The 14380-nt window shown below is 43.2% G+C and carries 10 protein-coding genes; 6 read left to right on the top strand and 4 right to left on the bottom strand.

Translation table 11 applies throughout. From position 1 onward, the window contains the following. Positions 1–296: 296 nt before the first annotated feature. Positions 297–1871 carry a BCCT family transporter gene (locus HUZ36_RS01370; protein WP_128732808.1) on the top strand — a complete coding sequence of 525 codons (1575 nt, stop codon included), beginning with the start codon at positions 297–299 and terminating at the stop codon, positions 1869–1871. A gap of 61 nt (positions 1872–1932) precedes the next feature. Here HUZ36_RS01370 and HUZ36_RS01375 read toward each other — a convergent pair whose 3' ends face one another. Next, positions 1933–2634, bottom strand: a complete 702-nt coding sequence (locus HUZ36_RS01375) for a 3'-5' exonuclease (protein ID WP_128732809.1) — start codon at positions 2632–2634, stop codon at positions 1933–1935. A 10-nt stretch (positions 2635–2644) separates the two neighbouring features. Beyond that, positions 2645–4540 (bottom strand): DUF294 nucleotidyltransferase-like domain-containing protein, encoded by a 1896-nt coding sequence (locus tag HUZ36_RS01380; protein ID WP_176031909.1) that lies wholly within the window; start codon positions 4538–4540, stop codon positions 2645–2647. Between the two features lie 198 nt (positions 4541–4738). Between HUZ36_RS01380 and astB the strand changes: the two genes are divergently transcribed. Next, complete coding sequence (gene astB / locus HUZ36_RS01385) at positions 4739–6079, top strand: N-succinylarginine dihydrolase (RefSeq protein ID WP_176031816.1); 1341 nt, start codon at positions 4739–4741, stop codon at positions 6077–6079. Positions 6080–6229: 150 nt separating this feature from the next. Here the strand turns inward: astB and HUZ36_RS01390 are convergent, their stop codons facing one another. Next, the gene (locus HUZ36_RS01390) at positions 6230–7216 is read right to left on the bottom strand and encodes a WD40 repeat domain-containing protein (protein WP_147390462.1); all 987 of its coding nucleotides are present in this window, start codon (positions 7214–7216) and stop codon (positions 6230–6232) included. A gap of 116 nt (positions 7217–7332) precedes the next feature. On the opposite strand from HUZ36_RS01390, the gene HUZ36_RS01395 reads away from it, so the two are divergent. Beyond that, positions 7333–7785, top strand: coding sequence for a hypothetical protein (locus HUZ36_RS01395; RefSeq protein WP_147390461.1), 453 nt, complete (start codon positions 7333–7335; stop codon positions 7783–7785). A gap of 189 nt (positions 7786–7974) precedes the next feature. Here the strand turns inward: HUZ36_RS01395 and HUZ36_RS01400 are convergent, their stop codons facing one another. Then, the gene (locus tag HUZ36_RS01400) at positions 7975–10248 is read right to left on the bottom strand and encodes an acyl-CoA dehydrogenase (RefSeq protein ID WP_176031817.1); all 2274 of its coding nucleotides are present in this window, start codon (positions 10246–10248) and stop codon (positions 7975–7977) included. 328 nt (positions 10249–10576) lie between these two features. Here HUZ36_RS01400 and HUZ36_RS01405 point away from each other — a divergent pair, with 328 nt between their 5' ends. From HUZ36_RS01405 to HUZ36_RS01415, 3 genes are all read left to right on the top strand, one after another. After that, a complete protein-coding gene (locus HUZ36_RS01405) occupies positions 10577–12397 on the top strand; it encodes a M2 family metallopeptidase (protein ID WP_176031818.1) in 1821 nt (606 codons plus the stop codon). Positions 12398–12570: 173 nt separating this feature from the next. Beyond that, positions 12571–13377 (top strand): ABC transporter permease subunit, encoded by an 807-nt coding sequence (locus tag HUZ36_RS01410; protein WP_176031819.1) that lies wholly within the window; start codon positions 12571–12573, stop codon positions 13375–13377. Further along, positions 13374–14267, top strand: coding sequence for an ABC transporter ATP-binding protein (locus HUZ36_RS01415; protein WP_176031820.1), 894 nt, complete (start codon positions 13374–13376; stop codon positions 14265–14267). Before HUZ36_RS01410 ends, HUZ36_RS01415 begins: the two co-directional genes overlap by 4 nt. Positions 14268–14380: the final 113 nt, after the last annotated feature.

Genomic DNA, 14380 nt, shown 5'->3' on the forward strand with positions numbered 1-14380 from the left:
TTTTCTTTGTTTCACTGCCTATTTAGTTTATGTCGAATTGTTATTGTATAGTGCGTAATTTTTAACTTATACCAATTATCTTAATAAACTTGCTATTTTGAGACGAGAAAGTCTTGTCGATAACACCGCTACAGCGCCCTGCTATCGCCAAGATACCTACATCCATGTAGGTACAAAATTTCTAACGCGGTTAGCGTCAGACTTACTTCTTCAAATTGAGCAAGTAGTAAGACAAAGTGGTATAACTACTATGTCAGCTTGATGTCTTATCACGATGAGAACAACAAGAGGGTATCATGGGCAATAACCACGATAAATACAGCATCGATAATACGGACTACACCGTTGGGCAAGACAACGTGCAAAAGTGGGGGTTTGATGTACATAACCCCGTGTTTGGCGTAAGTGCAGGATTAATATTAGCTTTTTTAATTGCTGTATTATTGGTCGATGCAAATACAGCGAAAACCACGCTTGATGGCATCAAGTGGGACATCATAGGTAATTTTGATGTGCTATTTATGTGGTCGGGGAACTTCTTTGTCTTATTCTGTCTAGTACTTGTGCTTTCCCCCTACGGAAAGATACGCTTAGGCGGTGAAAATGCCAAGCCTAGTTATAGCCGAGCATCTTGGCTTGCTATGTTATTTGCCGCAGGTATGGGGATAGGCCTAATGTTTTGGGGCGTCGCTGAACCTGTAGCATATTATACTGGCTGGTATGAAACGCCATTGAATGTTGCAGCTAATACCCCTGAAGCTGCCGAACTTGCCATGGGCGCGACCATGTATCATTGGGGCTTACACCCTTGGGCAATTTACGCAGTGGTTGCACTTTCCCTAGCATTTTTTGCCTACAACAAGGGACTACCGCTGTCGATCCGCTCTATCTTTTATCCTATCTTAGGAGATAGAGCATGGGGTTGGCCTGGGCATATCATTGATATTCTTGCTGTACTTGCTACCTTGTTTGGTCTTGCGACGTCACTTGGTTTGGGTGCACAACAAGCTGGTGCTGGGATCCAGCATGTATTTGGTATAGAGGCAGGACTTAGCCTTGAAATTGCCGTGATCGCGGGCGTAACTGTCTTGGCGATTATTTCCGTTGTCCGCGGTATTGATGGCGGAGTAAAATTACTCAGTAACATTAATATGCTAATAGCCTTTGCATTATTACTATTCGTTGGTATCGCAGGTTTTGCAATTGCCTTGGGTAATATTCCGACAACTTTAATGGCTTATATTGAAAATATCATTCCGCTAAGTAACCCTCATGGGCGTGACGATGAGGCATGGTTCCAAGGCTGGACAGTATTCTATTGGGCATGGTGGATATCTTGGTCACCGTTTGTTGGTATGTTCATCGCTCGTGTGTCAGAGGGACGAACCATACGCGAGTTTATCACCGCAGTATTATTAATCCCGACATTGGTAACCGTGATCTGGATGTCAATTTATGGTGGCCTTGCTATCGATCAGGTAAAAAATGGCATTGGTGCGCTTGGCACAAATGGCTTAACTGAAGTGCCTTTAGCTATGTTCCAGATGTTTGAAAACTTACCTATGAGTGATTTACTCTCGTTCACTGCGATTTTACTTGTACTGGTTTTCTTTATTACTTCGTCAGACTCAGGCTCTTTAGTTATCGATAGTATTACCGCTGGCGGTAAAATCGATGCGCCAGTACCACAACGTATATTCTGGGCGAGTATTGAGGGTGCGATTGCGGCTGCGCTACTGTGGATCGGTGGTAAAGAGGCGATTGAAGCACTGCAAGCGGGTGCCATTTCTACAGGTTTGCCGTTTACCTTTGTACTACTGCTGATGTGTGTAAGTTTGATCCTTGGGCTAAGGACTGAGCCTAAAAGCTAACAGTCGTTAATGCCATTACAGGCGGAGTTTGATGTATGCTCCGCCTTTTTGTTATTTGGATTTAGCTCCACCAGCGCTTCACCATATCTGATGGATCTAAACAATACTGAGCCTGGGCTTGAAGTAACTCTGCCGTTGCCAAGGCATCGGACAAAGCATGGTGGGGCTGGTAATATGGAAGCCCATAGCGCTTTCTGCAATCAGCTAAGCGTACTGAAGGAATGGGTTTACGTTTAAGCTTATCAAGCCAGTTTCTAGTATTATTTATTGCTGACTTCTCAATTTCCATTGTATCAATGACCGGAAACTCAATTCCTTCATCTACTCTTGCCATAAGCGCAGAGTTAAAAAATGACTTCTCGACAAACTGATAATGCACCACGATGACTCTACCATGAAGCGACGCAAACACCTCCTCAAGAATATCCTCCAGATCTGGCGCGCTTTCAACTTGAGAATGGGTTATCCGATGAAGTACCACAGACTCTTTAGCAAGTGGACTCGTTGGTTTAACTAACCAGTGCTTTGCTTGCGCTACGCGGATCCGCCGCAAATCAAATGGCACCACGCCAACACTCACTATGTCATCGATATTTGGATTGAGCCCCGTGGTTTCAAAATCAAGCGCAACAAATTCGCACTGACCCAATTGCTGATAGGGGTCAACCACACCTTGCTGATAAAATGACTTAAGTCTTGGATCTCTCGCCACTTTTGCCAAATGCTCGAAGCGATTTGGCCATGACATAATCTCACCCTGCATCTTTACACCGCTATTTCATCATGGATTTATTTTGGTAGCGAAACTTTAAAAAGCTTTGCGCTTTGTCTAACACACCAAATGCTTCTTTCAAATTGCGCTGCTCAAAATCAGAGAGTGTTTCAGGTGGTAAACTGTTATCTGGCTTTTCACCCTGCTCAATTTGCCAGGCTTGATGGCGAATACGCATGATAGCGATGTATTCAAGTGCCGCTTGTAGATCTAATACTTTACCTTTAGGAAGTATATTTGCTTCGTCAATATCTTCGAGTCGTTCAAAGGAGTTTTGTTTTTTAGAGCCAACACCAAGCGCATGTACACGAACCAAATCCGAAAGTGGTGCTGTGCCACGTCGTTTAATATTCATCGACCGTCTGTGCTCACCATCTTGCTCCAAAACAAAGCCATTAAAAAAGCCAAGTGGTGGTGTTCTTCTTAGCGCATTATGCGCCATTGCCGCTAAAAATTTAGGTGTACTTTTTGCCTTTTTACTAACAAATGCGGTTAACTTCTCCGCCCACTTTACTTCCCCCCATACCCCTTCCAAGTCAAAGAAAATTGAGCTATTGAGTAAGGCTTCTGGACTAGGCTTATCAATCCAACTTTCAAACTGTGATTGCCATTGACTAAATGTTAACCGCCAAGCAGGATTGGTCGCCATAATGCCACCATCACAGTACTTATATCCGCAGTTTGCAAGGCCGTCACACACAAATTTTGCGAGTTGCTCAAAGTACACTCCATGCTCTGTAGGTTTATAATCGTCATCTAAGATCAACGCGTTATCCTGATCCGTTACAATTAGCTGCTCGTCCCGAGCCATTGAGCCCAGAGCAATAAAACAGTAAGGGATCGGGGGGGGTCCTAATTTTGCCTCTGCTAACTCGAGCAATTTATGTTTAAATGTTTTACCAATAATAGACATAGCAGAGCCAATCATATGTGAATTAGCATCTTCATTGACCATGCGAGTGAATATTGCAGGGAGCTGTTTAGCATAACTGGCAAGATCCTCAACGCTTTGCTGATCCATCAAGCCTCTTACAAATAGCAAACTACTTTGTGACTCATAACGCAAAATATCAGAAAGCGCCACAACTCCAATTGGTTTGCGTTTATGAACTACAGGCAGATGATGAACATTGTCTTTGAGCATCAACATCATGGCTTCAAATACGTACGCATTAGAATCTACAATCACCAAATCGGTAGACATAATCTCAGAAACCGGCGTTTGATAGTCAAGCCCTTTAGCAACAACGTTTACCCGCAAGTCTCTATCGCTGATCAACCCGACAACTTGACCATCGTCCTCATCGGGGTCTTCTACCACAGGCTTTTCAGGATCATAAATTAGTAAAGATGAAACCTGCTCTGTTGCCATCACTTGTGCAGCTTGTTGCACTGTTGCATTACGTTCGACGTATACCACATCACGTAGCAATAGTTTACGTACTTTAGCAGTGGTTAAGTCGTTACTATCTGCTTGCTCAGATACTGTTATTTTGAGCCTAGCATTGTCATCAGCTTCAAAATAATCAGCAAATGCCTCATAGACATCGCAGTATTCATCAAATACACCCACAGGAATGCAATACACTAATGTATCTTCGAGGCTTTGCGCCCCAAAGCGAACCTTACGATTCATCAATAAACCGCGTTGACCAAAGATCCCCCCTGCTGATATACGATTGTATAATTCACCCGAGCGGCGGAATAATTCCACAGCACCAGAGCGGATCACATACAGGTAAGTGATTTGCTCACCATACTCCAGAATGCGACTCCCCTCACGGTAATAGCCAACTTCAACTTGGCTTGCAAGGCGGTGTAGTGCCTCCTGCGGTAAATCCGAGAATGGCGGATAAGCGATTAAAAAGTTGGCAATTTCCTGATGTTCAACTTCCATGGTTTGCCCTGAGGTAAAACAAAAACTCTCTCTATTGTGGGCAACGAGGTCTGAATTTGCAATCAAAGTCTGCCTAGCAAGAGGTTAAATGACAAAGTGCTGTTAGCTATGCTGTTGTTTTGATTCATATCACTTTAAAAACTGACGAAACCGCCTCATACTAGAGGTCTATAACCATTTGCAACAGGAATCGCACTCATGACTTATGAAGTCAATTTCGATGGCTTAGTAGGACCAACTCATAACTACGCCGGTTTATCTTACGGTAACGTGGCCTCTCTTTCTAACGCTACCAGCATTTCAAATCCAAAAGAGGCGGCGTTACAAGGCCTTGAAAAAATGAAAGCGATGCACGACATCGGCTTAAAACAAGGGATATTCGCCCCTCATGCGCGCCCAAGTTTGTCACCACTGCGCCGAGTTGGCTTTTCAGGCACTGATGCCCAAGTATTAGAAAAAGCATATAAGCACGACCCAATTTTACTACGTGCTTGCTATTCTGCTTCGGCAATGTGGACTGCAAACGCTGCGACTGTGTCACCGTCTATTGACTCAAATGATGGTAAAGTTCATTTTACCAGCGCTAATTTAAACTGTAAGTTTCATCGCTCCATAGAACCAACCACCACAACCAATTTACTACGCGCTATGTTCGCTGATGAACAACACTTTTCACACCATCAGCATTTACCTGAACAGCTCTTTTTTGGCGACGAAGGTGCCGCGAACCATACTCGTTTAGCTGATGATCATGCAAGCCAAGGTGTTCAGTTATTTGTCTATGGCTCAAGTGGTTTTAACAGTAGTATTAAAGGCCCCAGCAAATACCCTGCACGACAAACCCTTGAAGCGAGTCAAGCTGTTGCAAGGCTACATCAATTAAATGAAAAACAAGCAATTTTTATCCAGCAAAACCCAAATGTTATTGACCAAGGCGTGTTCCACAATGATGTGATTGCTGTAGGTAATGAGAATGTACTATTTTGTCATGATCAAGCCTTTATCGATCAAACCAATAGTTTGACCAAAATCAGACAAGCATACATTGGTGAAAAGCCGTTGCACATTGTTGAAGTGCCAAGTCACGCCGTAAGTGTGGAAGATGCGGTAAAAAGTTACTTATTTAACTCACAGTTGATCACCTTACCATCAGGTGAAATGATGTTAGTTGCACCTGAAGAATGTGCAAAAAATACCAATGTTGCGGCCTACATAGAGTATATGCTTGGTGCGAATAACCCTATCTCGCAAGTACGCTTTTTTGATTTGCGTCAGAGTATGCAAAACGGTGGTGGACCTGCATGTTTACGATTACGAGTGGCGCTTAACGATACAGAATTGCGTGCTGTTAACCCTGAAATCATGATGAGTGATGACAAATTTGCTCAGCTCAGCGCTTGGGTCAACAAGCACTATCGTGATCGCGTAACAGAGCAAGACTTAGCAGATCCCAGTTTGTTGCACGAGTCTTACGCAGCGCTTGACGAACTGACACAACTGCTTAATTTGGGCAGTGTTTACGAGTTTCAACAAGCCTAATAACCGCACACACTTAGCTCAAGTTAATTGGTTTTAGACTTGAGCTAACACCACACTCGTTTACTTGAGGGCAATAGTAATAAACGCTTACGTTACAGCAGAAACTCACTCACGAAACTTTGTTAACCCATAAATCAGTCCAGCGCGCTGTTACTTTTCAGCTAGTAAGTTAACAGCCCAGGTCTCCAACATACCATCACTATTTAATGTCACCAGCGTGTTTGAGTTCGGTACATACATATCCACAACTGTAGCGCCTTCATTAGCGGTACGTATTGACCAAGTACCAAGCTCTTCACCACTATCGTAGCGCCAAATTGACAAGTGAGATTTAGACGATGAAGTAGCCAGTAGGCCTGAATTAGAAATAAATTTAGCTTTTCTAAACATTTTAAATCGCGCCATATATTTTAATTCGCTGATCAGCTTACCTGACTCAAAGTCCAGTACATGTTGCGCATTTAAGCCATCGGAAACAAAAAGGTGCTTACCATCAGGACTCACTGTCAGGCTAGTAACTCTGTGATTGAACTGATGTTGATACACAGGTTCTGGCGAAGCGAACTGCCACATCGCGACTAAACCATCTTGCGCACCGGTGACAAAATACTCTGCATTTTCATGAAATGCTAAATGTTCGATAGGTCTAGAGTGCGGCATAAAACGATTGTTTATTTTGGTGAATAAATCAGCCATATTTACCGAACCATCGTCCATCGCAACAAGTAGCCTTTTATTATCGTGAGATAACGCCAATGACGAGATTGAGGCAAGTGGACTAACCCCAGCAAACGGTACATTCGTGACAAGCTTTTGTTTGGGAACAGACCAAATTGATATCAAGTTTTCACCAGCAATGATAAGCATACTCTTATCATCGGACAAAAGTAGCGCCTTGACTGGGGTTTTAACTTTGTCTTTTGGCACTTTAAAAACAATGGATTGATCGGCATTGTCGTGTATCTGAATGTCAGCGTTACCGTCAAGTGTGACTGTCCACTCACCATCTTTTGAAAAGTGCCCAATTATCACACCGTTTTGTGTCAACTGACTGGTTACCCCTTTACTTATCTCAGGTTGACTGCCACAACCTATTAAAAAGCAAGCAAAACACACCACACACATCAACCGAAACATCTTAAACCCTTTATGTACAACGCATTTATTTCAACTACTGCCTTTACATATCGACCAATTGCAGACAAACTTAAACTATTGTGAATAATTTTATATTGCATATGGTGTATTTTAGCATGACAAAGCCACTCCTAAAGCAAGTCGTTGTTTTAATTTTAGCAATTTTATTTCTTTCTGGATGCGGCTCTGATGAAGATGCCGTTCGCGGTGATAAAGACACCCCAGGCTATGCTGCAACTATGTATTTTGACGCGTTATATAATCAAAAAAACTTAAATGCTGCGATGGAAATTTCAACTCCTCGCCACGCTAGGATCATGCGCTCTTATGGCACAGCCTCTCAGTTTGCTAGAAACCTCGTGAATATGCAGTACGATGAAGTAACAATCGAAGTCGACATGACCAATCAAAGCCTTCGCGAACAATATGGTAATACAGCAAAAATAAATCTCATTTTTACTGGCCAACTACATGGTGAACAAGTGGATGATATGCGTAGCGTCAGTATGGTTCGTAAAAAGGGTAAGTGGTATGTAGATAAAGTGTTGGCAGACCCATTCGCACGATAGACAGAATGACAAAGTCCCCGACTAACCTAGTCGGGGACTTGCGATATGAGTAAGCATCTAAGAGCGTTAATCGATTTCCGTATATTTAGCTATGTTATCTAATTCCTACTCCCTTATCACCATTAACACCTTCACAGCAGGTCTTTACAGACAACTCATTGCTTAAAGCGGACCCAGTTTGCTTAAATATCAAGAGGATGCCTCCTTCGCATCTACGGCCACCGCCTGTGCAACCAAAGTTTCAATACAAAAAATAGTTTCTGACGCTTTGTTGTCTACCACGTTAGCAGTTGTTGCCATGCTCAGTTTCTCATCGAGGGATTTACCCCTCAAATCAACAGCATTTTGCTTACACCACTTACGATATTTTGCCATTAAAGGGGCATGTGCTTTTTCTAGCATAAAGGCATGTTCAACCGTGTCTACCGCTGAATGTTTGACCACTGGACATAAATGTGAGATCCGCTCACGAGTGGTATTGCTTTTTGATACATGTTCGCAAACTTGAATTGCCAATGTATCACTCGGTGCTTTAATCCAATTACCAATGGGAAATGCAATGCGCTTGAATAAGAAGCTCACAGGTGTAATGGTAAAATTGTCACAAAATGCGTAAATCGCATTGCTCGCTTCGTATAGGCAGTGCTCTACTGCAAATTTAACCAAAGGTAAATCTCCTTGTTGGCGGCCATCATCTTCATACTTTTTCAATACACAAGAAGCCATATACAGATAGCTCAACACATCGCCCAATTTAGCTGAAATCATTTCTCGACGCTTGAGTGTGCCAGCCAGCTTTAGCATTGCAATATCACTATATACTGACAGTGCTTGGCTTAGCCACGTCAGACGGCGATAGTAAGGTGCAACATCTCCACTTACAGGTGAACGCTCAAAACTCGCAAAAGTAAAACCATTGAAAAACGCTTTTACGCCATTAATCGAGGTATGTTGTAAATGCTTACACAAGATCTCATCAAACTCTTTGAGCGCAATAATTTTATCTTCTTGCTGCACAATTTCCATTTCCTTTAATATGAAAGGATGACACCGCGTTGCTCCTTGACCAAATATCATCAGGCTACGAGTTAAAATATTTGCCCCTTCCACGGTAATAGAGATAGGCATTCCCATGTAATTACGAGCAAGATAGTTCATCTTTCCCATTTGAATAGCTTTACCACCATGAATATCCATCGCATCGTTTAATGCCACTCTTGCATGTTCGGTCAAATGATACTTCGCAATCGCAGTAACCACAGACGGGCTTTGTTTTAAATCAATGGCCAACGCTGTTGTTTGTCTCACCGCCTCGATAAGATATGTATATCCATAAACCCTTGCTAAAGCACTCTGAACCCCCTCAAATGCAGCTATTGGCACACCAAATTGACGACGGACATTAGCATAGGCCGAGCTGGTTCGCGTACTTAGGTGCGCGGTGCCTGCACTTAACGCAGGTAATGAGATCCCCCGCCCGGCACTCAAACAAGAAACAAGCATACGCCAACCTTTACCAATTCCGGCCTCTTCGCCTATCACCCATGACAGTGGAATGAATACATCCTCACCACTGGTGGTACCATTCATAAAACCTTGCCCCAGCGGGCTATGTCGATCTCCAATTTTTACTCCCGGATGTACTGTTGGTATAAGCGCGCAGGTTATCCCAAGTTCAACTTGTTCAGACAATCTTTGTTCAGGGTCGTATACTTTAAATGCCAGCCCCAATACATCTGCAACAGGTGCAAGCGTGATGTAGCGCTTTTGCCAGCTTACAGCAAGACCTAGCTGCTTTGCGCCCTCAAACTCTCGCTCACACACCACTGCATAATCTTGAATACTACCAGCATCGGAGCCAGCTTCAGGTGAAGTAAGGGCAAAACAAGGGAGTACCTCTCCCGAAGCGAGTTTCGGCAACCAATAGTCTTGCTGCGAAGTTGTTCCATAGTGAAGTAGCAGCTCAGCCGGTCCCAAACTGTTAGGAACCATAACTGTGACTGCCGTTGATAAGCTACGACTCGCTATCTTCGCAACAATCGTCGAATTAGCTTGGGCGCTAAACTCAAGTCCGCCATACGATTTTGGGATAATAAAAGCGAAGAAACCTTTTTCTTTTAGGTATTGCCAGACTTCGTTCGGCAAGTCATTGGCTTGAGCAATTGCTTCTTCATCTAGCATGTTGAGTAGTGTGTTTAATTCATTATCTATAAAAGCTTGCTCATCATCGCTGAGTTTAGGTTTATCATTGCTGAGCCACTTATGCCAATTAGGCTTTCCAGAAAACAGCGCCCCGTCCCACCAAATACTTCCCGCTTCCATTGCTTCTCGTTCTGTCTGAGATAATTCGGGTAACGCTGACTTGAAGTAATCAAATAGTGGCTTGCTTATCAGTTTTACCCGAATATCACGAACGCAAAAAATCACCACAATGGCTAATATAACCAGTAAAATAAACGTCATATACACTCCCTTTGATAGCCTGTAACACGGAACTAATACTGTAGAATATATAAGTATGGTTAATTATTAGCCTAACTCAACTTTTATCCCTATTCGCTGCTCTCGCACACATAAATACGCGCCATTTATTTATCGTAAAATTGTCGTTTTAAAAACGGCCTGCTATTATCCTGCCCACAGTGAAAAATGAATTTTCACCGTTTTACACCAATTGCTTTAACCCTCAGTATAGCGAGCAGGTTAATTCAACTGGTGCAGAACAAAAGACCCCATAGAACGTCACTCAAACAGCGGTCTATGTATTAATCAAAACAACAAGTGAATCACTATGAAACCAAGATTTAAACTCAGTGTTGGCGCGCTTATCGTTGCCAGTACTTTTGCACTCTCTGCTTGTAAATCTACTGATACTACTAATAAAACTTTCACAGAAGCTGATGCGATTGCATTTTTAGATAAAGCGTCAGCGCAACTTGTAGATCTGAATAATCGCTCTAGCCGCGCAGCATGGATCTATGCCAACTTTATCACTCATGATACCGCTTCTCTTTCAGCAGATGTCAATGAAGAATACACCGCAGCGTTGGTGACTCTTGCCAACCAAGCTGCGCAGTTCGACGGTATGAACTTGAGTGAAGATACCCGTCGTAAATTAGATAAATTAAAACTAAACCTAACATTACCTGCTCCTAAAGACGCAGATAAAACAGCGGCCCTTGCCAAGCTAACCGCTGAATTAGACGGCATGTACGGTAAAGGGAAGTACTGTAAAGCTGATAGCACTTGCTTAAGTTTAGGCGACATGACCGCAACCATGGCTAACAGTCGTAATTACGAAGAGCTGCTTGATATATGGCAAGGTTGGCGTGAGGTTTCAAAGCCAATGCGTCCACTCTATGAAAAGCAAGTCGTGCTCACGAATGAGGGCGCAAACGAGCTTGGCTATGCAGACACAGGTGCCATGTGGCGCAGTAAATACGACATGCCAGCGGATGATTTTGCAAAAGAGCTAGACCGCATTTGGGGTCAAGTAAAGCCTCTTTATGACTCACTTCATTGTCACGTTCGTGCCAAACTAGGTGAAAAATATGGCGAAGACAAAGTACCTCAAGATAAACCAATTCCTGCACACCTACTGGGTAATATGTGGGCACAAAGCTGGGGTAATATTTACGATTTAGTGGCACCAGAAAATGCAGATCCGGGTTATGACGTGACAGCCCTTCTTGCTCAGCATAATTATGACGAAATCAAAATGGTAAAAGGTGCGGAGAAGTTCTTCACCTCTATGGGCTTTGCACCGTTACCAGAAACTTTCTACGAACGCTCTTTGTTTACTAAGCCAAAAGATCGTGACGTACAATGTCACGCCTCAGCTTGGAACTTAGATGCTAAAGACGATTTACGTATCAAGATGTGTATTCAGCGTACTGGAGAAGAGTTCTCGGTGATCCACCACGAGCTAGGTCACAACTTCTATCAGCGCGCATATAACCAGCAGCCTGTATATTACCAAGAAAGTGCCAATGATGGTTTCCATGAAGCAATTGGTGACACTATTGCCCTATCGGTAACACCGGGTTACTTAAAACAAATCGGCTTATTAGACAAGGTGCCAGATGAATCAAAAGATATTGGTCTACTGATGAAGATGGCACTGGATAAAGTTGCCTTTATTCCATTTGGCCTACTTGTTGACCAGTGGCGTTGGCAGGTTTTCTCAGGTGAGATTTCACCTGCTGAATATAACCAAGCTTGGTGGGATTTAAGAGAGAAATATCAAGGGGTTACTGCTCCCGTTTCACGTAGTGAAGCTGACTTTGATCCAGGTGCAAAATATCACGTTCCTGGTAATGTGCCTTACACCCGTTACTTCTTAGCGCATATTCTGCAGTTCCAATTCCACAAATCTCTGTGTGAGATTGCAGGTAGCGAAGAAGCGATCCATCGCTGTTCAGTATACAACTCAAAGGCTGCCGGTGAGCGCTTAAATGCAATGCTCGAAATGGGTAGTAGCAAGCCTTGGCAGCAAGCACTTAAAACGCTAACAGGTAAGGATGAAATGGATGCCACAGCAGTACTAGACTACTTTGCGCCATTACAAAGCTACCTAGATGAGCAAAATAAAGGCCGTAATTGCGGCTGGTAATTGTTAATCATTAAAAGCTAGAAACGGGCACACTCAATCGTGCCCGTTTTTTATTGGTTTAATTTTGTTACAGTTCTATAACTTCCTTTTTTAACTTCAATCATATACGCTCAAGGCAAAGTCAGCCTGCCGCTCGGTAGTGAGGACTTGTGTTGTCACTTGTAAGGATCATTATGAATATAAAAAGAATTGGCCTTATTGCCATCTTTGAGTTGCAGCGCTTGTTTGCAACGAAGCGTGGCTGGATAGCCATCGCCGCCTTTGTGCTGGTGTGGTATGCCATACTGAGGTATGCCATTGCTGAGGCGATATCCATTGTAAGCGATCCCAACTTCAAAAATATGATCCAGAGCTTTTCAGGTGTCGTCGGCATGCAGAAAATTGCTCTATGGCCTGAAATGGAGCTCGCACTCTACCTAGTTTGGTCCATCTTTTTATTTCCTATGTTTGTTATTTTTGCTAGCGCTGATCAAACCGTAGAAGATAGAACTCGGGGTACGCTTAGATTTTTAACACTGCGTACTACCCGTGCTGAAATTGTTATCGGACGTTTTTTCGGACAATTATTTAATACACTCTTGTTAATCACCATATCTGCCGTCGGTGCATGGCTTCTGATGGTACTTCGAGATCCTACTTTATGGTTAAGTGGTTTACATCGTGCCACACTCATTGTATTGGAGCTCACCCTGATCACTGCGCCATTTATCGCCTTAATGTCCGTATCAAATCATTTTGCAAACTCAAGTAAAATGAGCATGATCTATGCTATTTTGGCCTACATCACACTCGCAACTATTGTGGCTTTTGCCTTAGAGTACAGCGCATACGCAGAATACCTGTTTTACCTTTTCCCGGGATACCAAGGCGCTGAAACAATAGCCCAAAATATTAACCTGACTCGCTTTGCAACCCCCCTTATCCATAGTGTGGTACTCATTGCAATTAGCTGTGAACTATTAAGAAGGCGCGCATTATGACCATGATAATTGAAGTGAAAGATCTCGTTAAAACATACGGCAGAAAACGTGCGCTAGATAATGTCTCGTTTACGCTCAACGCAGGATCACCAATCGCACTAGTAGGCCCCAATGGTGCGGGTAAAACCACGCTATTTAGTACACTTTGCGGGTATCTCAATGCGGATTCTGGAAGTGTTAGTATTTTTGGTCATAAACCAGGTAGTGATGGGTTATTTGGCCGTCTTGCCGCCCTTCCTCAAGATGCTCAACTTGACCCTAGGTTTTCAGTTAGCAATCAATTGTGCCTATACGGACAACTCCAAGGGTTGGACAAAAAAACGGCTGAAAACGAAACCCACCGAGTGCTTGAGCTGGTCGACCTTAAAGACTGCTTTCATTCAAAACCTCATGAATTATCACACGGCATGCGCAAACGCATTTGCATCGCACAAACGCTACTTTCTCGCCCAGAAGTGGTGCTACTAGATGAAGCAACCGCTGGCCTTGATCCGGTAAATGCGCGTGAGATCAGAAATTTAGTTAGAACACTGCAATCTGACACTACCTTTATTTTAAGCTCTCATGACTTAGTCGAGCTAGATGACTTGTGCGATCAGGTACTTCACCTGCAACAAGGGAAGCTAACTGCGGTTGATCGTATTGCTCAAGCTGAACTTGCCACCTTGACCGTCAAGCTAAAAGAAACAGGGACCTATGGCCATGTTGAACAATTAAAGACATTACAGGGCGTTGAGAATGTATCGCTTAATGCAAGTGGTGCAATACTTATTGAATACCGTAGCGGTCAACAAGTTGATATTGATGTTTTACAGTTATGCAGAGCACAAGGCTGGCATTACAAATCCTTAGTCAATGGTAAAACATTGGAAGACGAACTATTCGGTTAGTTTTCGACGCCGCTTTTAGTCGTGAAAAGCCTGTCTAGTACAGGCTTTTGCCATATGTACGAGGCCGCTTCTAAAAAATACCAATTATCTTAATTAAGTGATCTATTTCGAGG

The organism is Pseudoalteromonas sp. McH1-7 (assembly GCF_013366255.1).
Taxonomy (GTDB): domain Bacteria; phylum Pseudomonadota; class Gammaproteobacteria; order Enterobacterales; family Alteromonadaceae; genus Pseudoalteromonas; species Pseudoalteromonas peptidolytica.